Here is a 24,669-nt window from a genome sequence, read left to right as displayed (position 1 = left end):
GCGAGCGACTTCACTCGCCACTCGGAGGCCTCACAGCTGCCACCTCCGCCCACACCGTCTTCCCGATCGGGTTCCGGGGCTCCCACCCCCACCGCGACGCCAGGCACTCCACCAGGAACAGGCCGCGCCCCGACTCCTGATCGTCCGCCGGCAGCTTCGGGTCCTCGGGCGTCCGGCCGAGCACGGCGTCCGAGACCTCGATACGGAAGCGGCTCGCGGGACCTTCGTAGTCCACCCGCACATGGAAGTTCCGCCCCCGCAGCCGCCCGTGGCACACCGCGTTGGCGGCCAGCTCCGCCACCACGAGGGCCACCGAGCACGTCGCGTCCGTCATCGGCCCGTACCCCCAGTGGCCCAACTGCCGCACCACGGAGAGGCGGGCGAGCCGCGCACCCCGAGGTGTGGAAGGGAACTGCCGGGACAGCGAGCCGTAGCCGTTGGCGGTCAGCCCGAAGCCGCGCGGAACGGGCGGGACCGTTTCCCGCGTATCGGCCCTCTCCTCTTGCTCCGCCTGCTCCGCCGTGGTCGTCCTCTTGCCGGTCATGCCGACCATCCGTTCGCTCGACTCTCCTCACGTCACCCACACGTGCGAGTTCCGTGACGTTCCGTACTCAAGAGTCGGCAGCGCGGCCTAGCCTCGGAAGGTGACAGCGCCTTACCTCGCAGGCCGTAAGGAACGGAAGCAGCGCCGTGACCAAACCCATTGACCCTCAGTCCTCCATGGCCGCGCTCTTCGGTTCGCGTGTACGCAAGTTACGTACGGCGGCCGGACTGACCCAGACCGACGTGGGCGCGCTCACGCATGTGGTCGGCAGCCGTATCGCCCAGATCGAGCGCGCGACCGGGGCGAAACCGACGCTGGAGCTGACCAGGGCCCTGGACAGGGAGCTGGTCGCGGACGACCTGCTGATCGACCTCTGGCCGTACGTGTACCGGGAGGCGTACCCGGACTGGTCGCGGGCGTTCATCGCCCACTCCGCCCGCGCGACGATGATCCGCCAGTACTCCTCGCATGCCGTGCCCGGTCTGCTGCAGACCCCGGAGTACGCGCGGGCCCTGCTGAGCATGGGCCACTCGCTGCGCGACGCCGAGCACCTGGAGGAGCGCGTCGCGGCCCGCCTCGACCGCCAGGTGCGGCTGACCGGCCCGGACCGGCCGGAGCTGTGGATCGTCCTCGACGAGGCCGTGCTCCGACGTCCGGTCGGCGGATCGGCGGTGATGCGCGGCCAGCTGGAGAAGCTGCTCAGGATGGCCGAGGAGCCCAACATCACCGTTCAGGTACTGCCTTTCGACCAGGGCGCGCACGGCGCGCTAGCCGGTTCCCTGACCGTGCTGGTCATGCCGGACGGCACCAAGATCGCCTACACGGAAGGAGCGCACCACGGCCAGTTGACCGAGGAACCGGACGAGGTCGAACAGTTCGCGCTGACATACGATCAACTCAGGGCGATGGCGCTGCCGCCGCTGATGTCGCTCGACCTGATCCGATCCGTGCTGGAGGTTGATTACCGTGCAGGGAGCATCCCGTCCCGATCTGACCGCCGCCGCTTGGCGCAGCAGCAGCTACAGCAACGAGGAGGGCGGCGACTGCGTGCAGGTGGCGGACGGATTCCCCGGCGTGGTCCCCGTCCGTGACAGCAAGAACCCCCACGGCCCCGCCCTCGTCCTCCCGGCCGCCGCCTGGACCGCTTTCGTCGAAGCGGTCGCCGCTCACTGAACATGAGTCCGCAGCCGGGCCCCGCCAAGGTTGCGTGCGACGATGCGGAGCCGCATACGGTAGGTGGATCATGGTCGACAGATTTACTGATGGGCTCCTGACACCCACGGAGACGTCCTCGTACCTTGAGATCCCCTACACGACCCTCAAGAGCTGGCTGGACGAAAAGGCGGCTGGGGCCCCGCTCGTCCACGCCGTCGAGCCGACGCGCACGAGGCAGCCCTCCCTACCGTTCATCGCGGTGGCCGAAGCCCACGTGCTGCGATCCCTGCGGACCTTGGGACTGCGGATGAGCGAGATCAGGGAGGCGGCGGCAGCCGTACGGGAGGCCTGCGACACCCCGTACGGCCTCGTCTCCAAGCGCATCGCCACGGACGGCGTTGACATCTTCGTCGAGCACGGTCTCGGGGACCTCCGCCGGGCCAGGGACGGCCAAGCCCCCATCCAGGAGGTCGTGGCGCACTACCTTTCGCTACCTGACGTGGGAGGCGGACGACGACTTCCCGTCGAGTCTGCAGCTCAGCCAGTACGCGGAAGCGGTGCCGGTGGTGATCGACCCACGGTTCGGTCGCGGTCTGCCCGTGATCGCCGCCCATCGCGTCCCGGTCCAGGCGGTCACTGACCTGTGGGAAGCCGGAGAGACCGTCGAGGACATCGCCTACGACTTCGACATGACCCCCAAGCAGGTGGGCGCGCTATGCGAAGCCGTGGTGCGGCTTGCCGCCTGAATTCTTCCTCGATCGCAACCTCGGACGCCAGGTGGCGGACGAGTTACGAGCACGCGGATGGATCGTCCACCCCATCGAGGACTCTTTCCACGGGTCCCGTTGTCCAAGAACGGTCGCATCAAGACCCGCGACGCCGAGATCAGGCCGGTCCGGGATCACGCTGCCGTGTTCTTCCACCTGAACAACCAGCAGCTCTCCAGCATCCAGGTGGTCGAACGGCTGAACACTCACCGCTCAGCGATGTACGAGGCGATCGAGAAGGGCGGCCCATCCGCCTATGCCGTTCGACACGATCGCGCCGAACCAACGTGGCCGTAGGCCGGCCCCTCACGGGGGACGGGCGGGGTTCGGCCTCACCGTGGTCGGACTGACCATCGGCAGGCGACAAGGCCCATTTACTGGTGTCACTGAGCACGTACCGGTGCTATCCCGGATTTACCGGTCCCACAGCCTCGGTCGATACGATGCAGCAAAGCTTTCCAGATTGGCCGAAAAGAATTCATTGGCCGCAGGTAAATAACCAGATCACGGCCTGTGCCGGGGTCGTTCGGCGGGCGTAACGCGCATATGCCCCGACCATTCCCCAGGCACCTTCCACGCCGCCACCCCTCCGTACGGCGCATCAGCCCCCGAGTACCACAACACCTGGAGCGCGCTGGCCACTTCTCGACAAAATCACTCTGCCCACGGACTATGCCGCAGACCGGATCATCCGCCGCACAAGCATGTCTACGATGTGGTCAACCCCTGACAGGAAAGACCGCTTCCGCTTTCCTCCGATGCACCAAGGTGATCTGCACCTTCTCGGAGCGGCGCATACCTTCTGCCCGGTAGAACTGAGGGAACCGCATCCATGCCGAAACCCGCACCAGCCAGTCAGCACCGGCCGAGGAAAGCGCCGAGGGCCGCGATAGCCCCGCTCGTGGCCGTGTTGTCGGCGTGTGCCGTAGCCGGAGCCGTGGCAGCGACTCTGGCGCCCTCGGAGGCCCGCGGCTGGGTCGTGGCGGTGGTGCTCACCGCCTGGGTGGCCCTGGCTGTCACGCTCGCCACCGCTCACGGCGTCACCCGGCGGGCCCGGCGCTCGGCCTCGGCCAAGGGCGCGGAGGCCGAACAGCTCAAGGCCTCGCTGGCTGCTCTCGAAACGGACACGGCGCACACCGCCGACGTGGCGCTGCCCGCGTTGATCCAGCTGGTACGCGGCGGAGTGAAGGCCGCCGACGCCCTCGGCCGGGTCCCGCTGCCGCGCAGCCCGCGTCAGCGCAAATTGCTGCACGTCCTCGCGACCACGGTCGAAGGGCAGGCGCAGCAGACCGCCGCGCTGCGGACGGACAGCACCCGGGTCCACGACGAGCTGGGAGCGGAGAACGCACGGCTCCGCGAGGAGCTGCACGCGCTGACCTCCGAGGTGGACCGGTTCACGCGTGAGACGCTCCCCGGCGTGGTCGCCAGGCTCCGTGACGGCGAGTCCGGCGCCACCGTGCAGTCCGAGGTGTACCTGCCGGAGCAGCCGCTGCTGCGCGCGTCGGTCGAGGCGGTGCTCCGGGAGCTCGCCCTGAGCGAGCGCCGCGCTCTCGCGGCGACGACCGCTTCTGCCAAGGCGCTCAGCCGGGTCCAGGCGAAGTCCGTCAGCATGCTCGCCGATCTGCGGAACATGCAGGAACGTCACGGCGAAGAGGTGTTCGGGGACCTGCTGAGGCTGGACCACAGCACCTCGCAGCTCGGCCTGATGACCGACCGGCTGGCGCTGCTGATGGGCGGCCGGCCGAGCCGCGCCTGGAACAGGCCGATCGTCATGGAGAGCATCCTGCGCGGCGCGGTCGGCCGCATCGCCGCCTACCAGCGCGTACGGCTGCACTGCTCCTCCAACGTCTCCATCTCCGGCTTCGCCGCCGAAGGCGTCATGCACCTGCTCGCCGAACTGATGGACAACGCCGCCAACTTCTCCCCACCCATCGACGAGGTGCACGTCTACGTCGAGGAACGCGGCACCGGCATCGTCGTGACCATCGAGGACAGCGGTCTGAAGATGGCCGACGCGGCGATGCGACGGGCGGCGGACTCCGTCGCCGGCCGGACGACGGACCTCGCGACGCTCCAGGGCACCCGGCTCGGCCTCGCCGTCGTGGGACGGCTCGCGCTCAAGCACCGGATCAGCGTCAACTACCGCCCGTCCTCGCGCGGCGGCACCGGCGTCGTCGTCCTGCTGCCCCGGCATCTGATCGCGCAGGAGCCCCGGGAGAACCACCCGGCTCCGGTTCAGCGGGCGGCCGCCACGCCCGCCTCATCCGCACAGGCGCCCGCCCCGACGCCGCCCGCGCCCGCGCAGCCCGCGTCCGCCTCCCCGGCACCGGCCGCACCGGCATACCAGACGCCTCCCGCCGCACCGGATTACCCGACGCCTCCGCCCGCACCCGAGCCCACGCCCGTACAGCCGTCACCGTCCTACACGCCGCCGCCCGCGACCCCCACGCCCCTGGCGCCCTCCGTGCCCGGAGCGGACGCGCCCGCCGCCGTAACGCCTCCGGCGCCCGCACCGGCGGAGGACCACCTCGTGGTCCGTCCGCGCGAGCACCGGCGGGAGGCCGCCGGACCGGCGGTGAGCTCCACCCCCGGCGGCCTGCCGGTACGGACCCCCGGTCGCACCATGGCGGAGGCGGACCGGGAGCGAGGCCGCCACCGAGGCTCGCCCGCGCCCGCCGCTCCCGGGGACCCGCGCGGCAACGCGCCGCGGACCTCACCGCCACCCAGCGCGGGACAGCAGTTCGGCGCCTTCCGGCGCGGCACCAAGCCCGGAGGCGGCCCCGGAGGCGCTCCCGGACATCCCCAGGGCGGTCCCGGAGGCGCTCCCGGACATCCCCAGGGCGGTCCCGGAATCGCTCCCGCACATCCCGAAGGCAGGGCGGCCGGAGACCCCGACGGCAGAGCCGAAGGACCCGACGGCGGGACCGTACCGCCGACCACCGCTCCGTAACCCGGAACGCCCATCCGTTCGGTGTCCGGTCACCGGACGCGCTCGCTCGAACACCCGAGATTGGAGGTGCGGGCCCTCGCCGCTCCCCCGGCGTCGCGGTCCCGTCACTCGTCATGCAGACCACAGACAACAGCCTCACCTGGCTCCTGCAGAGGCTCCTCGAGCAGACCCCCGGCACCCGGCACGCCCTGGCCCTGTCACGCGACGGGCTCAAGCTCTGCTGGACCGAGCACCTCACCCTCGACCAGGCCGATCAACTCGCGGCCATCTGCTCGGGCATGCAGGCGCTCGCACAGGGCGCCTCCATCGAGTTCGGCGACAGCACCGGAGGCGTCCGGCACTCGATGACCGAGTTCCACGGCGGCCTGCTCTTCATCGTCGAAGCCGGTGAGGGCGCGCATCTGGCCGTCGTCGCCACGGAGGAGGCCGACCCCAGCGTGGTGGGCCACCAGATGACGGAGATGGTCGAGCAGATCGGCGAGCACCTGCGCGCCGCACCACGCGGCGAGGTGCCGAGGAGCGCGTCATGACCCTTCGCCCCGTCGACACCGGAGCTCCCGACCGGCTCTACACGGTCACCGGCGGACGGAGCCGCTCCGCGGACTCCTTCGACCTGGTGACCCTGGTCGTCAGCGAGTGCCGGCCCACCGCCGGAATGCAGTCGGAGCACGCGCGGATCCTCGACCTGTGCCGCCACCCGACCGCCGTCGTCGAGATCGCCGCCGAACTCTCGCTCCCCGTCACCGTGGTGCGCATCCTGCTCGACGACCTCCACGACATGGGCCGTATCACCGCCCGCCACCCGCGCACGGCCGCGTCGCCCAACGCGCTCCCCGACTCCGACCTGCTGAAGGAGGTGCTCCATGGACTCCGGAAGCTATGAGCTGCCGGACCGGCGCACGCCGCTGGCCGACGCCGCGGAAACCGGCCTGAAGATAGTCGTCGTCGGAGGGTTCGGCGTCGGCAAGACCACGCTCGTCCACTCGGTGAGCGAGATCCGGCCGCTGAACACCGAAGAGGTGATGACGCAGGCGGGCGTCGGCGTCGACGAGACGGACGGCGTCGACGGCAAGACGACCACCACGGTCGCCTTCGACTTCGGACGCATCAGCCTCAACGAGCGCATCGTGCTCTACCTGTTCGGCGCACCGGGCCAGGAGCGCTTCTGGTTCCTGTGGGACCGCCTGTTCTCCGGCACGCTCGGCGCCGTGGTCCTCGTGGACACCCGCCGCATGAACGACTCCTGGTACGCGATCGACCGGCTGGAACACCACGGCACCCCGTTCGTGGTGGCGGTCAACCGCTTCGACGACGACCTCGCCCACCCCCTCGACGAGATCCGTCAGGCCCTGGCGCTGCCCGAGCACATCCCGATGATCGACTGCGACGCCCGGGTCCGGCGGTCCAGCAAGAACGTACTGATCACGCTCGTCGACCATCTGCGCACGATGGCCATCGCCCGGGAGACGACACCATGAGCACCTCCAACCCCGCCAGCCCCTCCAGTCCCTCCAGTCCCTCCTTCGACCCCCAGGGCACCTCCGGCTGCCCGGTCGGTGCCGGTGGCGACGCCGGCGCGGTGCGGCTGTCCGGAGCGTCCTACCAGCAGACGCCCACGGAGCTCTACCGCTCGCTGCGACGGGAGCACGGGGCGGTGGCGCCGGTCCTGCTCGACGGTGACGTTCCGGCCTGGCTGGTCCTCGGCTACGCCGAACTGTCCTACGTCACCACGCACGACGAGCTGTTCGCGAGGGACTCGCGCCGCTGGAACCAGTGGGAGACCATCCCCCCTGACTGGCCGCTGATGCCGTTCGTCGGCTACCAGCCGTCGGTGCTCTTCACCGAGGGCGACGAGCACCGGCGCAGGGCCGGCGTCATCACCGAAGCCCTCGAAGGCATCGACCAGTTCGAGCTGGCACGGGACTGCCGGCGCATCGCCGACCGGCTCATCGCGGAGTTCGCCGGAAGCGGCCGGACGGAACTGATGAGCAGTTACGTCCACGCCCTGCCGATGCGGGCCGTGGTCCAGATGTGCGGCATGCCGGTGTCGGGCGCCGACACCCAGCAGTTGGTGGACGACCTGCGCATCTCGCTCGACGCCGGCGAGGGCGACGACCCGGTGGCGGCCTACGGACGCGTCGGCGACCGGCTGCGCCAACTGGTCAAGGACAAGCGGGCGGCACCCGGCACCGACGTCACCTCCCGCATGGTGACGCACGGGGCCGGCCTCACGGACGAGGAGATCGTCCAGGACCTGATCTCGGTGATCGCCGCCGCCCAGCAGCCCACCGCGAACTGGATCTGCAACACGCTGCGGCTGCTCCTGACGGACGAACGCTTCGCGCTGAACGTCTCCGGTGGGCGGCTCAGCGTCGGCGAGGCGCTCAACGAGGTGCTGTGGCTCGACACCCCGACGCAGAACTTCATCGGCCGCTGGGCCGTACGGGACACCCAGCTCGGCGGCCGGCACATCCGGGCGGGCGACTGCCTGGTCCTCGGGCTCGCCGCGGCCAACACCGACCCGGAGATCTGGCCGGAGAGTTACGTCGGCGCCGAGAACTCCGCGCACCTGTCGTTCAGCGGCGGTGAACACCGCTGCCCCTACCCCGCGCCGCTGCTGGCCGACGTGATGGCCCGTACGGCGGTGGAAACGCTGCTGGAACAGCTGCCGGACCTGATGCTGGCGGTCGACCCGGCGGAGCTCTCCTGGCGTCCTTCGATCTGGATGCGCGGGCTGTCGACGCTGCCGGTCCAGTTCAGCCCGATGGCGCACTAGGGCCTGTCTTCAAAGCTTGTTGATGGGGCATCATGTTACGCATGGTGCGGCGACATGAGCTCTCGGACGAAGAGTGGGACGTTCTGTCGGGGCTGCTTCCGCGAACGGGCGCGGGGCGGCCCCGGCGGGACGATCGGGTGGTTCTGAACGGGATCGCGTGGAAGCTTCGGACCGGTTCGGCCTGGCGTGATGCGCCGGAGAGATACGGGTCCTGGCGGACGTTGTACACACGTTTCCGCAGGTGGGCGCTCGATGGCACGTTCACGCGGATGCTTGAAGCCGTTCAGGCTCAAAAGGAAGCGGCTGGGGATGTTGACTGGCTAGTGTCGGTGGACTCCACGATCACCCGCGCTCATCAGCACGCGGCCGGCGCCCGTAAAAAGGGGCAAGCCCTGCAGAAGCGGCACGCACTCACGCCCTCGGACGATCCCGTGGCGGACTGACGACCAAGATTCACCTCGCCTGCGACGGCCGCGGCCGTCCGCTCGGCTTTGTCGTCACAGGCGGCAACATCAACGACTGCACGCAGTTCGAGCAGGTCCTCGCGCAGATCAGGGTTCGCCGTCCGGGCCCGGGCCGACCGCGCAACCGGCCCGACCATCTCCTGGGCGACAAGGGATACAGCAGCCGAGGTATACGCAACTACCTGCGAAAACGTCGTATCCCGCACACGATCCCGGAACGCTCGGACCAGCAGGCGAACCGCCGCCGTCGTGGCAGCAACGGCGGCAGGCCGCCCGCTTTCGGCAAGGAGCGCTACAAGCAGCGCAACGTCGTCGAGCGCTGCTTCAACGCGTTGAAGCAGTACCGGGCCATCGCCACCCGCTACGACAAAACCCGAGAATCCTACGAAGCGGCACTCACCATCGCGTCACTCCTGATGTGGATATGACCCTTTGAAGACAGACCCTAGGACGGGTCCGCCGGCACCGTTTCGGTGCGAGCGGCCGGAGTCCGTGGATCATCCGGCCGCTCGGGTCGACGTCGGCGTTCCGGTCAGCCGGACAGCCGGACAGTCGGCGTTCCGGTCAGCCGGACACCGGCGTGAAGCGGACCGGCAGGCTCTGCGGCCCCCGGGTGAAGACACCCCGCTCGACCGGGTCGAAGCCCTCGGCCAGCCGCAGGTCCGGCATCGCGTCCAGCAACTGGCCCACCCCGATCTCCACTTCGGCCTTGGCCAGCAGAGCACCGACGCAGAAGTGCCGGCCGAGCGCGAAGGCGAGATGGTCGGCCGCGGCCGAGAAGGCGTTCGTGGCGGTCAGGTCCTCACGGAAGATGTCGAAGACATCGGGGTTCCGGTAACGGTCCTCGTCACGGTTGGCGGCGCCTATCAGACAGGTGACGGTGGAACCCGCCGGCACGGTGCCGCCGCCGAGCGCCACCTCCGTCGCCGACTTGCGCATGATCATGTGGACCGGCGGTGTGTAGCGCAGCGTCTCGGCGAAGGCCCGGGGTATCAGGGTGCGGTCGGCGCGGACCGCCTCCAACTGCTCGGGGTGGCTCAGCAGATTGGTGAAGATGCCGGCGATGGCCTTGTCAGTGGTCTCGCCCCCGGCGGCCAGCAGCAGACTGCAGAACGCCTTGATGTCCTCGTCGCCCATCCGGACGCCGTCGACCTCCGCGGTGCACAGGGTCGACAGCAGATCGTCGCCCGGCGCCTCCCGCCGCTTCCGGATGATCGGCAGCATGTACTCGGCGAACTCGACGCGCGTACGCTCACCGGCCCGGGTCACCTCCGGATCACCGGAGAGATTGCCGAGAAACGCGATGACGGCCGTGTACCAGCCGTGAAAGCGCTCATAGTCGGACTTGTCCAGTCCGAGCATGTCGGCAATGACGTTGACAGGAAAACGGGTGGCATAGTCGGCGACCAGATCAACGGAACCCGCATCGCGGAACGTGTCGATCAGTTCACGCGAATTGCGCTCGATGACCGGTAAAAACTTCTCGCGCAGGTCGCTGCCCCGGAAGGCCGGTGCGACCAGGGCCCGACGCACGGCGTGCTCGCGCCCACTGAGCTGGAGGATCGTCCGCCCGTGCACGGGCTCGATCTGCCAGTCGTAGTTCTCCGTGGTGAATTCGCCTTCTTTGTCCTTGAAGACGCGCTCGACGTCCTCGTAACGCGAGACGATGTAACTTCCGGTGGCCTCGTGCCACATCAGAGGCGTGTCCTGACGCATCAGGCGATACGCCCTATACGGATCTTTCTCGAACTCCGGTGACAAAATGTCCGGCGCTGGCACCGACATGCACACTCCCTGCTGAACGGGGAACGGATACGTGGGAACTGAACGCTTCCATCACCTCCTGAGAACACGCGTTCGTCAAGAGTTGCCACCCGTTGCGACTGCCGGGACTTTGCGACCTGCCGGGACGTTGCGACCTGCCGGGACCCGTTCAGTCCTCAGTCCTGCGACGCCACCCGTCCCGTCAGCGCCGCCAGCGAGCTGCGCACATGCGCCATGTGCGCCTGGGCCTCCTCGCGGCCCTCGTCGTGCTCCCGCAGGATCCGCTCCGTCTCCCGCACCACCCGCTCCTCGCGGACCCGGGCCTCGGCCAGCAGCTCCGCCGCCCGCGCCTCCGCGTCCTCCTGGCCGTGCCGGGCCGCCTCCTGCGTGGCGGCGAGGTCCCGGCCCGCCTCCGCGAGCAGCGCCTCCGCCCGCTCGGTCAGCCCCGCGAACCGGGTCTCCGACGCCGCCTCGGCGGCGGCCATCTCGGCCTCGGCCGCCTTGAGACGCTCCGCGTGCTCCTGCTCCTGGTGGGCCAGCACGCTCGCCGTACGGTCACGGGTCGCCGCCATCGCGGAAGCGGCCGCCTCCCGCACCTCCTCGGCGTCCTGCCGGGCCGCGGCGAGCAGGCCCTCCGCCTCCCGGACAGCCCCGTCCACCCGCTCCTCGGCCGCCCGGTCCGCCGCCGCACGCACCTCGCCGGCCGCCTCGCGCGCCGCGTCCCCGGCCGCCCGGCCCGCCGCCTCGGCCGCGTCCCGCAGCGCCTGGCCCGCCGCGACCGCATCGGCGTGCAGCGCCTCCGCCTCGCTCTCGGCCAGCGCCAGGATCCGCTGGGCCCGCTCCCCCAGCTCCGCGTAGTCCTGCACGGGCAGCGACGCGACGGTCAGCGCCAGCCGGGCGGACTCGGCGAGCAGCTCCTCCACCCGGCCCGTCAGCCGCGCGAGCTCGTCGAGCGCCCCGTCCCGCTCGGCGATCAGGGCGGCCGTCGCCCGGTCCACCTGCTCCGGACGGTAACCACGCCCCCGCACCCCGACGACGTCGTACGCGGACACCGGTCCAGCACTCATCCCTGAAACCTCTCTCCGACCCGCCGACACGCCCTGCCACGCTCCGACACCCGTAGTACGTCAAGGATGCGGCAATTGGTGCCGGAAGTCGGAATCGATCAGCCGCATTCAGGCCGGAAGCGACCGGCATCACAGACCCGGGCGAACAGGTGATCATCGGCCAGGCGTTCCGGTGCACGCACCGGTACACACCCCGGTACGCACAGAGGCGCCCGGGCCCTTTCGGGTCCGGGCGCCTCGTACGCGCTCGCCGCTCAGCCCCGCGTACGGCTCAGATCAGGCCGTCCCACATCTGCTCCAGCAGCACCGACCACCAGCTCTCCGGCGACGCCAGCGCCGCCGGGTCCAGCGCCACCAGCTGTGCCTGGAAATCGACGGTCCAGCGGCCCGCCTGCTCCGGGTTCAGGCCGAATCGCAGCCGCCACATCCGGCCCAGCAACGCCATCGACCGCACGAATTCCGGCAGCCCGGTGTTCACGAACTGCGGCGGCACCGACTGCCCGCCGGGGCCCGCCTCCACCGGCACGGCCACGATGTTCGCCGTCCCGTACTGCACACAGATCGCCCGGCCGAAGTCCGTGCCCATCACCAGGTACGACCCCGCGTCCGGCGCGGCCCGCACCTGACGCTGCGCCGCCAGCTCGGCCAGCGTCGGCACCACCGGCTGACCCGGCTGCGCCCAGAAGAACGGCCCGAAATCGGCGGGCAGCCCCGCCCACACCAAGGTGTGCGCGACGATCTCCGGCACCCCCTGACGGGACACCGCCCGCTGGTCGAACCGCAGGATGCCCTGCGGACCGAACGCCTGCGCCAGCTCCTCGGCCACCGCCTCCGGCGGCAGCGCGGGCGCGGGCGGCATCTGCGGCAGCGGCGCCCGCACCGGCGCGGGCCGCGCCGGGCCGTCCGCGACCTGGTGCAGCTCACCCTGGTGCGTCAGCAGATGCTGCATCCCCTGCTGCCGGCTGGCGTGATCCGTGCCGTACGGGGCGACGCTGGTGATCCGCACCTGCGGCCAGGTCTCCCGGATCATCCGCGCGCAGTACCCGCCCGGCAGCTCACAGGACTCCAGCTCGGTGTGCAGCTCGATGACCTGCTGCGGCGGCACGTTCATCGCCCGCAGCTCGTGCAGCATCTGCCACTCGGGGTGCGGGGTGCCCGGCGCCGAACGGCGGATCAGCTGCTGCTCGCTGCCGTCCGGAGCCCGGAACCGCAGCACGGCCTGGTAGCCGGGGCCCACGGTCGGCTGACCGGTGGGCTGCTGCGGATAGCCGTACGCCGCCGGCGGCGGAGCGTGCCCACCGGGCGGCGGACCGGGCGGGCCCGGCGGCTGCGGTACGGGACCCGGGGCCCCGACAGGCGAAGCACCGGGAGCCCCGGGCGGACCGGGAGGACCGGGAGGGCTGGGCGGACCCACCTGCCCCGGGCTCGCGAACATCGTCTCCGCGTGGTGCACCCCGCCACCGGGCGGCGTGGAACCGGGCGGCGGACCCGGCGGACCGGGAGGCTGCGGCGCACCCGGAACACCGGGCGGGCCGGGAGGCTGCGGGACCCCCGGGGCGCCGGGCGGACCCGGCGGCCTGGGCGCACCCGCGACGCCCGCACCGAGGCTGCTCCCGTCGGCGAACAACGTCGCCGCATGGTGCATCCCCCCACCCGGAGGCGGCGTGGAACCAGGAGGACCGGGAGGCCCAGGAGGACCGGGAGGTCCCGGAGGCGGGGTGGCACCCGGCGGCGGGGTGGCACCGGGCGGGCCGAGCTGGGACACGAGCTGCGTCGGGAGGTACCCGCCCGCCGGAGCACCGGGCGCACCCGGACCCGAAGGCGGCGGCGTCGCACCGGGCGGCATCCCGGGAACCCCCGGGGCGCCGGGCGGCGGCGGGGTCGACGAACCGGCCCCGCGAGCCCCGCGCGGCGGCACGACCGCCTTGCTGGTGGCCGCGTCCGCGATGTCACCGGCCCCACCCGGGGGGCCCTGGTCCGGGCGGAGCGCCTGCGCCACCTGCGTACGCGGCAGTTGACTGCCCCCGGACATCAAGGCCGTGGGCGCCTCCGCCGGGACGACCGGCGGCGGGGCCTCCTCGTCGTCCGTGCCCGACAGCGGCGGCGCGAACACCGTCGCGGGCAGCGGAACCGCCCTGTCGTCGGAGTCCGAGTTGGTGTCCGTACCCGCCCAGGGGGTCGCCCCCGCGGGCACACCGTCGGAGGCCGTGGGCTCGTGGGCGTCGCCACCACCGGCGGCGGGCCACGAAGCGGCGGAACCCCCGGCGGAAGCGGGCGAGGAAGGCGGCGACGACGCGTCCGCGGCGGAGGAGGACAGGGGCCCGCGCTCCGAAACGGGCCCGCGCTCGGAAACGGGAGGGGAAGCGGGCGCGGGAACGGAAGCGGGCGCGGGAACGGAAGCGGCAGGGGCGGCGGGCGCACCGGAGGCGGCCGCGGCCGCCTCCGCCGACTCCCGGCGCTCCGCACGATGATCCGGAATCCCCAACTTGTCCGCCGCCTCCTGGAGCCACTCCGGCGGCGTCAACAGGAACGACGTCTGATTCAGATCCACCCGCTGCGGCGGCTCGGGAGCCGCGAGAGGCGCACCGGCCGGAGTCCCGTACTCCTCCTCGTACCGCCGGATCACCTCACCCACCGGCAACCCCGGCCACAACGTCGCCTCACCGCTGTCCCGCGCGATCACCAACCGCTGACGGCCCCCGTCCGACACGGGGCCCTCCGCCCGGTCCTCGGCCCACACCACGAAACCCAGCTCGAACTCACGGACCCGCACCTCACGGTGCTGATACGCGGGCACGTCACCGTTGACCCACTCGTCCGCCCGCTCCTGCGCCTGCGCGAAAGTCACCACCGCGCTCACCCCTCCACCGGGACGGCGCGCGCGAAGCCACCGTCCACCATCAGGTTCGCCACGGTCTCCAGCTCCGGCGGATTACCCGCCAACCGCTGGAGGAAGGCGTCGAAGTCCGCACCGCAGGGCAGCAACAGCCGCTCCACACGCTCCTGGACACTCCAGCCGTCCTGGTCCCGGGCGTCGTCGTACGGGCAGAACCACACCGAACCAGGGTCCTGGCCACGCACCTTCACGGCGAGAATCCCGCCCTGGACGAACGCGACGCCCAGGAAATCCTTGGTGAAGTGGTCCCGCAGACACTTGTTCACGTACACCAGATCGTTCACCGCGGCCTCGTCACGCACCGTGAAGAACGGCTGGTCCACCAGCAGCCCCAGCTCCGCGTCCAACGCCGCGCCCACCGGGGCCGAACCGCCCGCCGCCTTCAGGAACGAGCGGTACGCACCCGGCAGCCGGTAGCCGAGGTCCTCCTCCACACCCTGGACCTGCTGCTCGCTCACCGCGGCCGCACCCCTGGGCAGCCGGAAGTGCGCCGGGCGGGTCTCCTGCAACGGGCGGGTACCACGCCGGTCCTGATCCACGTCCGTGCCCGCCAGACCGCCGTGATGACGCAGCAGCGCCTTCACCTCGACCGGCACCAGCTCCATCCGCCGGCCGCCCGGCACGTGATGCCAGGTCCAGCCGTGCGGGGTCGCCACCGCGGGAATCGTGTCCCACAGGTCGTGACCGCTCGCCGCCAACGCCGCGTTCGCCGACACGTAGTCGGTGAGGCGCAGCTCATCGATACCGAACCCCGGAGGCGGATCGGCGATCTCGGCGGCGGCTCGCGCGTACGGCGAAAGAACCGGGTGGCCGCTCCCGTCCATCCGCACCCCTCTGGGGTGACGGGACGCCCGGACCGGGTCCGGGAAGTTCACGACCTGCCCGGCGTAGGCGGCGTTCGGTGGCGCGGCTTGCTGCCCGAGCCGACCTGTCGTCATGGCTGTTGCCCCCTGCTGCGTCCGGTGTTCCGCACAGCCTAAGCGGTGGGGCGACAGGCGATCCCGTCCCGCCGGAACCGTCACGAACGGTCACATTCGCGTGACGGTGAGGCGGCAGTCCCGCACCTTCGGGCGACACGCGGACACGTTTCTCCGACCCAGCTTCCCCACCACCTGGCACATTTGGCAGGCTGTCCCCGCAACTCGGGGGATTGCAGGGAGGGACGTCAGCACGATGCATTCCACACAAACCGTCACATCAGGGGATCCGCGCCTCAGCTGGAGCAGCACCGAGACCAGCCGTACGCCCCGACTGATCCACCGCCGCGACGGGATTCTCCCCGCCGTGGCCGCCGCCCTGTCCGTACGCGGCGAGACGCTGACCTGCACCGCCGGCAAGGGGGACCAGCCACCGGTGCTGCACCCGCTCGTCCAGGACTTCCTCGACACCCTCACCAGCGGCCAGCGCGAACGCTTCACCGGCCGCTGCCCCGAAGCCATACTGCTCTCCCGCCAACTCACCGCCGCCGAGAGCGGGCGCTCCAAACGCGCCCAGCGAAAACCCCTGACCAACGGGGAAGCGCGCCGCGCGCTCAAACACTCCCGGCTCACCGCCCGCCGCATCCGCGAGGACGGCGACCCCCTCCACGGCAGCTACGCACCACCCTGCCGGTCCTGCTCCGCACTCCTGTCCCACTTCGGCGTACGCCCCGTCGACCTGACCTCCACCGGCGCCGCGACCACCGCCGAGAAGGGCTGACCGCCCACCGATGCACGACCGCCAGCAGCACTCCTCCACCCGATTCCCCGTCGCCGTCGACGCCGCCCTGCGCGAAGCGGGCTGGCAGCCCGGACGCTGGGACATCCGCCAGGCCGAGGAATGGGCCGACGCCCTGCGCTCCCACGCCTCCCCGGCCGGCCACCAGCACGCGGTCTTCCCGGCCGCGGTCGAGGCCTGGGCGGAGTTCGGCGGCCTCCACATCACCGCGTCCGCACCCGGCCGGCAGATCGCGCCCGCCGCGGTGCGCATCGACCCGCTCAGCGGCCTCCACCTGGCGCGGACGCTCGCGGACCTCGGCCGCGCCCTGGAGACGGAGGTCAGCCCGCTCGGGGCGGAGGGCGAGGAGCAGGCGGTCCTGGCGATCGACACGGACGGCCGGGTGTACAGCATCGACCACACGGGGGACTGGTTCCTGGGCCAGGACATCGACGAGGCCCTGGCCACCCTGGTCACCGGCACCCAACCGGCCCGCCTGACCTCGTCACCCTGATCCCCCGCACCGGGCCGACCCGACGTACGAGAACGGCCCCGGCCGGTCCTCCGGCCCGTCGGACGCCCGACGACGACCCCGGCCGCGCGCTCCAGCCCGTCCGCCGCGCGAGGACAAAACCGCTCACCCACTCCAGCCCGTCGGACGCCCGACGAGGACCCGGCCACCCCCTCCCAGCCCGTCCGCCACTTGAGGACGCCCCCGGCCCCGTCCAGCCCGTCCGCAGGCGCGAGGACGGAACCGGCCACCCACTCCAGCCCGTCCGCAGGCGCGAGGACGGAACCGGCCACCCACTCCAGCCCGTCCGCAGGCGCGAGGACGGAACCGGCCACCCACTCCAGCCCGTCCGCAGGCGCGAGGACGGAACCGGCCACCCACTCCAGCCCGTCCGGCGTTTGAGGACGGAACCGTCGCCCAGGAAGAACGGGCACCATCGCTTCCGGGACACGGACAGGCGCCACCGCTTCACGGCCCCGGAGAGGCACTATCACTTCCCGGCCCCGGAAGGGTCGCCGCTCCCCGCGCCCAGGGTTCCGTCCTCAAACGCCGGACGGGCTGAAAGGGGCGGCCCCTACGCAACCAGGCCCAAGTAGGCAGCCCACGCCGGACGGGCTGAAACGGGCGGCCCCCACGCAACCAGGCCCAAGTAGGCAGCCCGCACCGCACGGGCTGAAAGGCACCGCCCCCACGCGCGCAGGCCCAAGTACGCAGCCCACACCGCAAGGGCTGACATCGGCGGCCCCCACGCACGCAAGCCCAAGTTACGCAGCCCCCACCGGACAGCTGAAACCGGCCGCCCTCACCTCGGCTTCAGGCGTCGCCCAACGCGTCCGGGAGCACCGCCGAAACCCGGAAGCCCCCCGCGTCCGTGGGACCGGACACGAACACACCCCCCAGCCCCAGCACCCGCTCCCGCATCCCCACCAGCCCGTTCCCCCCGCTCGGCAGCCCCGCGTCCGCCGCCGCCGAGTCCGAAGGACCGTTCTCCACCTGCATCGCGACCTCGGCCTCCCGATGCGCGAGCCGCACCCACGTCTTCGCGCCCGCCGCGTGCTTGTGCACGTTCGTCAGCGCCTCCTGCACCACCCGGAACGCCGTCTGCTCGACCTCCGGCGGATACGGCCGCGCCGCACCGTCCACCGACAGCTCCACGACCATCCCCGCCTGCCGCGACTGCGCCACCAACGCCTCCAGCTCATGCAGCCGGGGCCCCTCCTCGGACGCTACGGCGGCGGCGGCCGCGACAGCCGCCTTCCTCACCGACGCCAGCGGAACCGCCCCCGCGGCGGCCGGCGCGGTCAACGCGTCCCCGGTGCGCAACACCCCGAGCATCTCGCGCAACTCCGTCAGCGCCTGCCGGCCCATGTCCCCGACCAACGCCGCATTACGCACGGCCTTCGCCGGATCCTTCGGCGCGACGGCCTGGAGAGCCGCGGCGTGGACCACCATCAGGCTCACCCGATGCGCCACCACGTCGTGCATCTCCCGGGCGATCCGGGTCCGCTCCTCCGTACGCGCCCACTCGGCCCGCTCCTCGGCCCGGTCCGCGAGCAGCGACAGCTCCCGCTCCAGCGAATCGGCCCGCTCCCGCAGGCTCTCCATCAGACGGCGTCTGGCCCCTATGTACAGGCCGAACAGCACGGACGGCGCCGTGAGGCCCACCGCCATGAAGCCGGACATCAGCGGGACGTACCAGTCCCCCGGCCCGAAGTCGGCCTGCTCGGCCACGCTCTGCCGCAACCGCACCCAGGTGACGATGAACGTCCCCACCAACGCCATCCCCGCCAGCACGACGGTGATCCGGCGCGGCACCTCGGACGCCGCCAGCGTGTAGAGGCCCACGAGGGCCATCAGGAAGCCCATCTCGGCGGGCGTCATCGCGATCGTCACGAGCACCACGGCGATCGGCCACCGCCGGCGCACCAGCAGCACCGAACCCGCCAGCAGTCCGAACACCACGCCCACCGGCACCGGCATCCCGGTGTTCCGGGCGAACTCCACCCCCTCCAGGCCACACTCCAGCGCCGACACCAGCGCCAGTCCCACGTCCAGGGCGACACTGCGTCGCCGCTCCCACCACCAGTAGCCGCGGGTGGTCGTTCCCGCCGCTTCCCGGTCTGCCCCCGTTGCGGTCATGGCATCCAGCCTACGGGCGGACGCATCCCATTTTCGGGCGACCGGCAACAGCACGTTCCGCGTTCGAACACGCACGAAACACATGCCGATCGCCTGAAATGGCGAATCGACCGCACTTTCGACCCGGACGTTCGCATTCCGGACGACGATCCCCGTATGACGGAAACCACAAGCAAGTACGCCGACTTCGAGGGCCTGCGCGAGCAGGCGGTGGCGCTGCGCCGGGAGGGGCTCAGCCGCCGCCAGATCCGCGACCGGCTCCACGTCGACAACAACGACATCCTCAATCGGCTCCTCCAGGGCGAGCCCGCCCCCGAGTGGACGAAGCGCCCGAACGCCAAGGACGACGTCCGAGAGAGGGCCCGGGAGCTACGGCTCCAAGGTCTGACCTACGACCAGATCCAGGTCGAGCTGGGGTGCTCGAAGAGTTCGATCTCGCTGTGGGTACGGGACCTGCCGAAGCCGAAACCACGCTTCACGGAAGAGGAACGTCTTGCCCGCATGCAGGCCGGCCTGACTGCTCTGCGCACAAGCCAGGACCAGGAGCGACAGGAAACGAAGCGCGTCGCGCGCGAGTCGGTGGGCGACCTCTCCGACCGGGAACTATTTATCGCGGGAGTCACTCTTTACTGGGCCGAGGGCATGAAGGACAAGCCGTACAGCCGCCGGGAGAGCCTGCTCTTCATCAACAGCGACCCAAACGTGATCAAGCTCTACCTGCGCTGGCTCGACCTGCTCGGCGTCGCACGCGGGCGCCTGCACGTTCGCGTCAGCATTCACGAGACCGCAGATGTGGCGGAGGCAGAGAGCTTCTGGTCGGAGCTCACAGGGGTACCTCACAGCGAGTTCATGAAGGCAACACTCAAGAAGCACACCCCGAAGACCAACCGCAAGAACACCGGCGAGGCTTACCGCGGCTGCCTCGTCATCTACGTGACCAAGAGTGCCGAGCTCTATCGTCGCGTAGAAGGTGCTTGGTACGGCATAGTGTTGGGTGCCGATCCGGCGAACCGACACAATGTCCGGTTTAGTCGGAATTGATCCCCCATGGTGTAATCAGGCAGCACTGCGAGTTTTGGTCTCGTATGTCCAGGTTCAAATCCTGGTGGGGGAGCTTCGGCACGCGGGCCCCGACCTCACCGGTCGGGGCCCGCCCCCGTTTCCACCGGAAACACCCCCGGTATCCTGCGGATGACCACCACCCGAAGCCGAAGGGCACATCCGTGAGCGCAACCAGCCCGGCAGCCGTCGTCGTCCTCGCAGCGGGTGAGGGCACCCGCATGAAGTCGAAGACACCCAAGGTTCTGCACGAGATCTCCGGGCGCTCGCTCGTCGGACATGTCGTCGCCGCCGCCCGTGAGCTGGACCCCCAGCACCTCGTCGTGGTCGTCGGACATGCCAGCGAGCAGGTCACCGCGCACCTCGACGCCGGCGACGCCCCCGTGCGCACCGCCTTCCAGGCCGAGCAGAACGGGACCGGGCACGCCGTCCGCATGGGTCTCGAGGAGCTGGGCGGCGGCGTCGAGGGCACCGTGATCGTCGTCTGCGGCGACACCCCCCTGCTGTCCGGTGAGACGCTCGGCGCGCTCGCCGCCACCCACGCCGCCGACGCCAACGCGGTCACCGTCCTGAGCGCCGAGGTCCCCGACTCCACCGGCTACGGGCGCATCGTGCGCGACCCCGCCACCGGTGCGGTCACCGAGATCGTCGAGCACAAGGACGCCACCGACGAGCAGCGGGCGATCCGGGAGATCAACTCCGGGGTGTTCGCGTTCGACGGGCGGCTGTTGGGCGACGCGCTGGGCAAGGTGCGCACCGACAACAGTCAGGGCGAGGAGTACCTCACCGACGTGCTGTCCATCCTGCGCGAGGCCGGGCACCGGGTCGGGGCCTCCGTGGCGGGCGACCACCGGGAGATCCTCGGCATCAACAACCGGCTCCAGTTGGCGCAGGCGCGCCGGCTGCTCAACGAGCGGCTGCTGGAGCGGGCGATGCTCGCGGGCGTGACCGTGGTGGACCCGTCGTCCACGCTGATCGACGCGACGGTGACGTACGAGCGGGACGCGGTCGTGCACCCGGGGACCCAGCTGCTGGGGACCACGCACCTCGCGGAGGACAGCGAGGTGGGGCCGAACTCGCGGATCGAGAGCACCGTCGTCGGGTCCGGCGCCCGGGTGGACAACTCCGTGACGCACTCGGCGGAGATCGGGGCGGGGGCGCTCGTCGGCCCGTACGCCTATCTGCGGCCGGGCACCCGGCTGGGGACGAAGGCCAAGGCCGGTACGTACGTGGAGATGAAGAACGCGACGATCGGGGAGGGGACCAAGGTCCCGCATCTGAGTTACGTCGGTGACGCGACGATCGGTGACCACACCAACATCGGTGCGGCGAGCGTCTTCGTGAACTACGACGGTGTCGCGAAGCACCACACGACGATCGGTTCTCACTGCCGTACCGGTTCGGACAATATGTTTGTGGCGCCCGTCACGGTCGGGGACGGGGTCTACACCGCCGCCGGGTCGGTCATCACCAAGGACGTGCCCGCCGGTTCGCTGGCCGTGGCGCGGGGCCAGCAGCGGAATATCGAGGGTTGGGTGGCCCGCAAGCGGCCGGGCAGCGCTGCCGCGCAGGCCGCTCAGGCGTCGTCGCGGGAGACCGACGGGCAAAGCTGACCGGAAACAGGTGCGCCGGTGACGGCGTACCGTGATAGATGCTCACCCATTTCGGCTGGCTCGTTGCACATCGGGACCTATGCGTGCAGCGCCAGATACACGTCTGAGGAGACTGTGCTGTGACCGGGATCAAGACGACCGGCGAGAAGAAACTGATGCTCTTCTCCGGCCGCGCCCACCCCGAGCTTGCCGAGGAGGTCGCCCATCAGCTGGGAGTCGGTCTCGTGCCGACGAAGGCCTTCGATTTCGCCAACGGTGAGATCTATGTGCGATTCCAGGAGTCGGCACGTGGCGCGGACTGCTTCCTGATCCAGAGCCACACGGCTCCGATCAACAAGTGGATCATGGAGCAGTTGATCATGCTGGACGCGCTGAAGCGCGCTTCGGCCCGCTCCATCACGGTGATCGTGCCGTTCTACGGCTATGCCCGTCAGGACAAGAAGCACCGTGGCCGTGAGCCGATCTCGGCGCGCATGGTGGCGGATCTGATGGCGACGGCGGGTGCGGACCGGATCCTCACCGTCGATCTGCACACGGACCAGATCCAGGGCTTCTTCGACGGCCCGGTGGACCACCTGTTCGCGCTGCCGATCCTGGCGGACTACGTGGGTGCGAAGGTCGACCGTTCCAAGCTGACGATCGTGTCGCCGGACGCGGGCCGGGTGCGGGTCGCGGACCGCTGGTGCGACCGGCTGGACGCGCCGCTGGCGATCGTGCACAAGCGTCGTGACAAGGACGTGCCGAACCAGGTCTCGGTCCACGAGGTCGTGGGCAACGTCGAGGGCCGGGTCTGTGTGCTGGTCGACGACATGATCGACACCGGTGGCACGATCTGCGCCGCCGCGGACGCGCTGTTCGCGCACGGTGCGGAGGACGTCATCGTGACGGCGACGCACGGGGTGCTGTCGGGGCCGGCGGCGGACCGGCTGAAGAACTCGAAGGTGAGCGAGTTCGTGTTCACGGACACGCTGCCGACCCCGGGTGAGCTGGAGCTGGACAAGATCACGGTGTTGTCGATCGCGCCGACGATCGCGCGTGCGGTGCGTGAGGTGTTCGAGGACGGTTCGGTGACGAGCCTCTTCGAGGAGCAGGGCTGACAGCGGTGACGATCACCCTGTGGTGATCCACTTTGGGGGCGGCCTCCCCGCCGGGTAGACTCAGCGAGTTGCTCGGCGAGGGAGGCCGTACCTGTGTGTACGGCGGTCCGTTATCGACGCGCTCTTCGTAGCAGGCCTGTCGTGGGCCGGGTGACCGTTCGTGTTCCGTCTCCCGACGGCTCACCCACCTGACGAGGAGTGCAACCATGGCTGAGATCAAGCTCGCCACCGAGGTCCGTACCGAGTTCGGCAAGGGCGCCGCCCGCCGCGTGCGTCGCGCCAACCGCGTTCCCGCGGTCGTCTACGGTCACGGCGCCGAGCCGGTCCACGTCACGCTGCCGGGCCACGCGCTTCAGCTGGCGCTGCGTACGGCCAACGTCCTGATCGGTCTGGAGATCGACGGCAAGGACGCGCTGGTCATCCCCAAGGCTGTGCAGCGTCACCCCCTCCGCAGCACCATCGAGCACGTCGACCTGCTGACCGTGAAGCGCGGCGAGAAGGTCGAGGTCGAGATCGCGGTGCACGCCGAGGGCGACCTGGCGCCGGGCGCCAACCTGCTCGAGTTCGTGCTGAACACGCTGCTCGTCGAGGCCGAGGCCACTCACATCCCCGAGTCCGTGACGGTCTCCGTCGCGGGTCTGGACGCCGGTGACTCGATCCAGGCGAAGGACATCGCGCTGCCGAAGGGCTCCGTGCTCGCCGGTGACGAGGACGCCATCGTGATCCAGGTCGTCGCCGCGCAGGCCGAGGAGCCGTCCGCGGACGAGGCCGGCGAAGCCGCCGAGGCCTGAGTCGTACCGCTCACCGTTCCACCTGCTTGACTGACGGGGTGGTGGTTCCCTTCCGGGAGCCGCCGCCCCGTTTGCCTGCCATACGTGCAGCGCGTGCCATACGTGCCATACGTGCAACGCGCGCCATGCGTGCCATGCGTGCCATGCGTGCCATGCGTGCCATCTTGCTAGCCCTGCCATCCCCCTGCGTGCGAGGAGACCGAGCGCTGATGTCCGACGCCACCGACCCCTGGCTCATCGTGGGCCTGGGCAATCCCGGCCCCGACTACGCGGCGAACCGGCACAACGTCGGGTTCATGGTCGCCGATCTGCTGGCGTCGCGGATCGGCGGGAAGTTCAAGCGGGCGCAGAAGGCGCAGGCGCAGGTCGTCGAGGGGCGGATGGGTCCGCCGGGTCCGGGGAGCCGCCGGGTGGTCCTGGTGAAGCCGATGTCGTACATGAATCTGTCGGGCGGGCCGGTGACGGCGCTGCGGGACTTCTACAAGGTGCCGACGGATCATGTCGTGGCGGTCCATGACGAGCTGGACGTCGATTACGGGATGTTGCGGCTGAAGCTGGGCGGCGGTGACAACGGGCACAACGGGTTGAAGTCGATGACGAAGGCGATGGGTCCGGACTATCACCGGGTGCGGTTCGGGATCGGGCGGCCGCCGGGGCGGATGCAGGTCGCGGATTTCGTGCTGAAGGACTTCTCGTCGACCGAGCGCAAGGAGTTGGCGTTCCTGGTGGACCGGTCGGCGGACGCGGTGGAGTGTCTGCTGGCGGAGGGGCTGGAGCGGGCGCAGAGCGCGTACAACTCCTGAGGTGCCCTGCCTCCCTCCACAACTCCTGACATTCCCTTCCCTGGTGGGGCGTTTTTCGGCCACAGGTTGACCGGGGGTGCGGGTCTGGCCAAGGATCGGCCCCCATGAAACGGAGCTCTTCCCAGCGTGCGGCGCTCGCGGGACGTCGGGTGGCCATGGGGCTGGTCGTCCTGGTGCTGCTGGTCGCCGGTGCGTGGTCGTCGTGGAACACGGCGCACCACATCGTTCTGGCCAAGGGGCGTGACCACGGCACGGTGACGGTGACGGGGTGTGGCGAGGAGGCGTGCACCGGTGCGTTCGAGCCGGACGCGGTGTCGGGAGAGCGTCCGCGGGTGAGCGTGGGCCGGTCCGTCGCGGCGCGGGAGGGGGATCGTTTCCCCGTAGTGGTGAAGCCCGGTTCCGATGCGGTGGTCCGCACGGGGGTGCCGGGCTTCCTGCATGCGTGGGTGCCGTTGGGCGGGGCGATGGTGCTGGCCGCGTTCGTGATCGGCGGGGGGCTGCGGATGTCGCGGGCGGCGTGGGGTGTCGGTACGGCGGGGGCGGCCCTGCTGGTGGCGACGTTCGTCGCGCTGTAGCAG

At 70.6% G+C, this 24,669-nt stretch carries 24 protein-coding genes and 1 pseudogene; 19 read left to right on the top strand and 6 right to left on the bottom strand.

Annotation, left to right across the window (positions count from 1 at the left end; all coding sequences use genetic code 11):
* Window positions 1–10 precede the first annotated feature (10 nt).
* Window positions 11–553: an ATP-binding protein gene (locus AC3CH1_RS22175; RefSeq protein WP_488464536.1), complete on the bottom strand. Its 543-nt coding sequence runs from the start codon at window positions 551–553 to the stop codon at window positions 11–13.
* A 167-nt stretch (window positions 554–720) separates the two neighbouring features.
* Here AC3CH1_RS22175 and AC3CH1_RS22170 point away from each other — a divergent pair, with 167 nt between their 5' ends.
* From AC3CH1_RS22170 to AC3CH1_RS22120, 11 genes and pseudogenes are all read left to right on the top strand, one after another.
* Window positions 721–1,635 carry a helix-turn-helix domain-containing protein gene (locus AC3CH1_RS22170; protein ID WP_488466701.1) on the top strand — a complete coding sequence of 305 codons (915 nt, stop codon included), beginning with the start codon at window positions 721–723 and terminating at the stop codon, window positions 1,633–1,635.
* Complete coding sequence (locus tag AC3CH1_RS22165) at window positions 1,592–1,717, top strand: DUF397 domain-containing protein (protein ID WP_488464535.1); 126 nt, start codon at window positions 1,592–1,594, stop codon at window positions 1,715–1,717. Before AC3CH1_RS22170 ends, AC3CH1_RS22165 begins: the two co-directional genes overlap by 44 nt.
* 70 nt (window positions 1,718–1,787) lie before the next feature.
* A complete protein-coding gene (locus AC3CH1_RS22160) occupies window positions 1,788–2,339 on the top strand; it encodes a hypothetical protein (RefSeq protein WP_488464534.1) in 552 nt (183 codons plus the stop codon).
* On the top strand, window positions 2,257–2,445 hold the full coding sequence (locus AC3CH1_RS22155) for a DUF433 domain-containing protein (protein WP_488464533.1): 189 nt from the start codon (window positions 2,257–2,259) through the stop codon (window positions 2,443–2,445). The genes AC3CH1_RS22160 and AC3CH1_RS22155 overlap by 83 nt, the downstream gene beginning before the upstream one ends.
* A 99-nt stretch (window positions 2,446–2,544) precedes the next feature.
* Complete coding sequence (locus tag AC3CH1_RS22150; RefSeq protein ID WP_488464532.1) at window positions 2,545–2,763, top strand: hypothetical protein; 219 nt, start codon at window positions 2,545–2,547, stop codon at window positions 2,761–2,763.
* A gap of 535 nt (window positions 2,764–3,298) precedes the next feature.
* The gene (locus AC3CH1_RS22145; RefSeq protein ID WP_488464531.1) at window positions 3,299–5,416 is read left to right on the top strand and encodes an ATP-binding protein; all 2,118 of its coding nucleotides are present in this window, start codon (window positions 3,299–3,301) and stop codon (window positions 5,414–5,416) included.
* A gap of 113 nt (window positions 5,417–5,529) precedes the next feature.
* Complete coding sequence (locus AC3CH1_RS22140) at window positions 5,530–5,946, top strand: roadblock/LC7 domain-containing protein (protein WP_007447032.1); 417 nt, start codon at window positions 5,530–5,532, stop codon at window positions 5,944–5,946.
* Entirely contained in the window at window positions 5,943–6,299 is a 357-nt protein-coding gene (locus AC3CH1_RS22135; RefSeq protein ID WP_488464530.1) for a DUF742 domain-containing protein, read from the top strand. Before AC3CH1_RS22140 ends, AC3CH1_RS22135 begins: the two co-directional genes overlap by 4 nt.
* Entirely contained in the window at window positions 6,280–6,894 is a 615-nt protein-coding gene (locus tag AC3CH1_RS22130) for a GTP-binding protein (protein WP_488464529.1), read from the top strand. Before AC3CH1_RS22135 ends, AC3CH1_RS22130 begins: the two co-directional genes overlap by 20 nt.
* Window positions 6,891–8,192, top strand: a complete 1,302-nt coding sequence (locus AC3CH1_RS22125) for a cytochrome P450 (protein ID WP_488464528.1) — start codon at window positions 6,891–6,893, stop codon at window positions 8,190–8,192. Before AC3CH1_RS22130 ends, AC3CH1_RS22125 begins: the two co-directional genes overlap by 4 nt.
* A 41-nt stretch (window positions 8,193–8,233) precedes the next feature.
* A pseudogene (locus AC3CH1_RS22120) lies at window positions 8,234–9,084 on the top strand (IS5 family transposase).
* A 136-nt stretch (window positions 9,085–9,220) separates the two neighbouring features.
* On the opposite strand, the gene AC3CH1_RS22115 reads toward AC3CH1_RS22120, so the two are convergent.
* The 4 genes from AC3CH1_RS22115 to AC3CH1_RS22100 all read right to left on the bottom strand — a co-directional run bounded on the left by AC3CH1_RS22115 (window position 9,221) and on the right by AC3CH1_RS22100 (window position 15,321).
* Window positions 9,221–10,372 carry a cytochrome P450 gene (locus AC3CH1_RS22115; protein ID WP_488466700.1) on the bottom strand — a complete coding sequence of 384 codons (1,152 nt, stop codon included), beginning with the start codon at window positions 10,370–10,372 and terminating at the stop codon, window positions 9,221–9,223.
* 224 nt (window positions 10,373–10,596) lie between these two features.
* On the bottom strand, window positions 10,597–11,487 hold the full coding sequence (locus AC3CH1_RS22110; RefSeq protein WP_488464527.1) for a cellulose-binding protein: 891 nt from the start codon (window positions 11,485–11,487) through the stop codon (window positions 10,597–10,599).
* Between the two features lie 271 nt (window positions 11,488–11,758).
* Complete coding sequence (locus AC3CH1_RS22105; RefSeq protein WP_488464526.1) at window positions 11,759–14,338, bottom strand: SUKH-4 family immunity protein; 2,580 nt, start codon at window positions 14,336–14,338, stop codon at window positions 11,759–11,761.
* A gap of 5 nt (window positions 14,339–14,343) precedes the next feature.
* Window positions 14,344–15,321 carry an SMI1/KNR4 family protein gene (locus tag AC3CH1_RS22100; RefSeq protein ID WP_361878199.1) on the bottom strand — a complete coding sequence of 326 codons (978 nt, stop codon included), beginning with the start codon at window positions 15,319–15,321 and terminating at the stop codon, window positions 14,344–14,346.
* Between the two features lie 235 nt (window positions 15,322–15,556).
* On the opposite strand from AC3CH1_RS22100, the gene AC3CH1_RS22095 reads away from it, so the two are divergent.
* Both AC3CH1_RS22095 and AC3CH1_RS22090 read left to right on the top strand, forming a co-directional pair.
* Window positions 15,557–16,081, top strand: a complete 525-nt coding sequence (locus AC3CH1_RS22095; protein WP_073805023.1) for a YwqJ-related putative deaminase — start codon at window positions 15,557–15,559, stop codon at window positions 16,079–16,081.
* A gap of 10 nt (window positions 16,082–16,091) precedes the next feature.
* Window positions 16,092–16,592, top strand: a complete 501-nt coding sequence (locus AC3CH1_RS22090) for an SUKH-3 domain-containing protein (RefSeq protein WP_488464525.1) — start codon at window positions 16,092–16,094, stop codon at window positions 16,590–16,592.
* Between the two features lie 810 nt (window positions 16,593–17,402).
* Here AC3CH1_RS22090 and AC3CH1_RS22085 read toward each other — a convergent pair.
* A complete protein-coding gene (locus AC3CH1_RS22085; RefSeq protein WP_488464524.1) occupies window positions 17,403–18,728 on the bottom strand; it encodes a sensor histidine kinase in 1,326 nt (441 codons plus the stop codon).
* Window positions 18,729–18,884: 156 nt separating this feature from the next.
* Between AC3CH1_RS22085 and AC3CH1_RS22080 the strand changes: the two genes are divergently transcribed.
* The 6 genes from AC3CH1_RS22080 (at window position 18,885) to AC3CH1_RS22055 (ending at window position 24,666) form a co-directional block, all read left to right on the top strand.
* Window positions 18,885–19,769, top strand: a complete 885-nt coding sequence (locus AC3CH1_RS22080; protein WP_488464523.1) for a hypothetical protein — start codon at window positions 18,885–18,887, stop codon at window positions 19,767–19,769.
* A gap of 182 nt (window positions 19,770–19,951) precedes the next feature.
* Window positions 19,952–21,400 (top strand): bifunctional UDP-N-acetylglucosamine diphosphorylase/glucosamine-1-phosphate N-acetyltransferase GlmU, encoded by a 1,449-nt coding sequence (gene glmU / locus AC3CH1_RS22075; protein ID WP_488464522.1) that lies wholly within the window; start codon window positions 19,952–19,954, stop codon window positions 21,398–21,400.
* Between the two features lie 119 nt (window positions 21,401–21,519).
* Window positions 21,520–22,497 (top strand): ribose-phosphate diphosphokinase, encoded by a 978-nt coding sequence (locus AC3CH1_RS22070; protein WP_015609053.1) that lies wholly within the window; start codon window positions 21,520–21,522, stop codon window positions 22,495–22,497.
* A gap of 206 nt (window positions 22,498–22,703) precedes the next feature.
* The gene (locus tag AC3CH1_RS22065) at window positions 22,704–23,288 is read left to right on the top strand and encodes a 50S ribosomal protein L25/general stress protein Ctc (protein ID WP_488464521.1); all 585 of its coding nucleotides are present in this window, start codon (window positions 22,704–22,706) and stop codon (window positions 23,286–23,288) included.
* A 209-nt stretch (window positions 23,289–23,497) separates the two neighbouring features.
* On the top strand, window positions 23,498–24,091 hold the full coding sequence (gene pth, locus AC3CH1_RS22060) for an aminoacyl-tRNA hydrolase (RefSeq protein ID WP_488464520.1): 594 nt from the start codon (window positions 23,498–23,500) through the stop codon (window positions 24,089–24,091).
* Window positions 24,092–24,195: 104 nt separating this feature from the next.
* Window positions 24,196–24,666 (top strand): hypothetical protein, encoded by a 471-nt coding sequence (locus AC3CH1_RS22055; RefSeq protein WP_488464519.1) that lies wholly within the window; start codon window positions 24,196–24,198, stop codon window positions 24,664–24,666.
* Window positions 24,667–24,669: the final 3 nt, after the last annotated feature.

This window comes from Streptomyces sp. MGP-P1 (assembly GCF_057766565.1).
Note: the sequence above shows the minus strand (reverse complement) of the source record. Positions and strands in the feature narration are given on the sequence as shown.

Excerpts from the sequence above, each read along its gene's own strand:
- AC3CH1_RS22175 (WP_488464536.1), bottom strand. The coding sequence starts at position 553 with ATGGTCGGCATGACCGGCAAGAGGACGACCACGGCGGAGCAGGCGGAG.
- AC3CH1_RS22170 (WP_488466701.1), top strand. The coding sequence starts at position 721 with ATGGCCGCGCTCTTCGGTTCGCGTGTACGCAAGTTACGTACGGCGGCC.
- AC3CH1_RS22160 (WP_488464534.1), top strand. The coding sequence starts at position 1,788 with ATGGTCGACAGATTTACTGATGGGCTCCTGACACCCACGGAGACGTCC.
- AC3CH1_RS22145 (WP_488464531.1), top strand. The coding sequence starts at position 3,299 with ATGCCGAAACCCGCACCAGCCAGTCAGCACCGGCCGAGGAAAGCGCCG.
- AC3CH1_RS22140 (WP_007447032.1), top strand. The coding sequence starts at position 5,530 with ATGCAGACCACAGACAACAGCCTCACCTGGCTCCTGCAGAGGCTCCTC.
- AC3CH1_RS22135 (WP_488464530.1), top strand. The coding sequence starts at position 5,943 with ATGACCCTTCGCCCCGTCGACACCGGAGCTCCCGACCGGCTCTACACG.
- AC3CH1_RS22130 (WP_488464529.1), top strand. The coding sequence starts at position 6,280 with ATGGACTCCGGAAGCTATGAGCTGCCGGACCGGCGCACGCCGCTGGCC.
- AC3CH1_RS22125 (WP_488464528.1), top strand. The coding sequence starts at position 6,891 with ATGAGCACCTCCAACCCCGCCAGCCCCTCCAGTCCCTCCAGTCCCTCC.
- AC3CH1_RS22115 (WP_488466700.1), bottom strand. The coding sequence starts at position 10,372 with ATGCGTCAGGACACGCCTCTGATGTGGCACGAGGCCACCGGAAGTTAC.
- AC3CH1_RS22110 (WP_488464527.1), bottom strand. The coding sequence starts at position 11,487 with ATGAGTGCTGGACCGGTGTCCGCGTACGACGTCGTCGGGGTGCGGGGG.
- AC3CH1_RS22100 (WP_361878199.1), bottom strand. The coding sequence starts at position 15,321 with ATGACGACAGGTCGGCTCGGGCAGCAAGCCGCGCCACCGAACGCCGCC.
- AC3CH1_RS22095 (WP_073805023.1), top strand. The coding sequence starts at position 15,557 with ATGCATTCCACACAAACCGTCACATCAGGGGATCCGCGCCTCAGCTGG.
- AC3CH1_RS22090 (WP_488464525.1), top strand. The coding sequence starts at position 16,092 with ATGCACGACCGCCAGCAGCACTCCTCCACCCGATTCCCCGTCGCCGTC.
- AC3CH1_RS22085 (WP_488464524.1), bottom strand. The coding sequence starts at position 18,728 with ATGACCGCAACGGGGGCAGACCGGGAAGCGGCGGGAACGACCACCCGC.
- AC3CH1_RS22080 (WP_488464523.1), top strand. The coding sequence starts at position 18,885 with ATGACGGAAACCACAAGCAAGTACGCCGACTTCGAGGGCCTGCGCGAG.
- AC3CH1_RS22065 (WP_488464521.1), top strand. The coding sequence starts at position 22,704 with ATGGCTGAGATCAAGCTCGCCACCGAGGTCCGTACCGAGTTCGGCAAG.
- pth (WP_488464520.1), top strand. The coding sequence starts at position 23,498 with ATGTCCGACGCCACCGACCCCTGGCTCATCGTGGGCCTGGGCAATCCC.
- AC3CH1_RS22055 (WP_488464519.1), top strand. The coding sequence starts at position 24,196 with ATGAAACGGAGCTCTTCCCAGCGTGCGGCGCTCGCGGGACGTCGGGTG.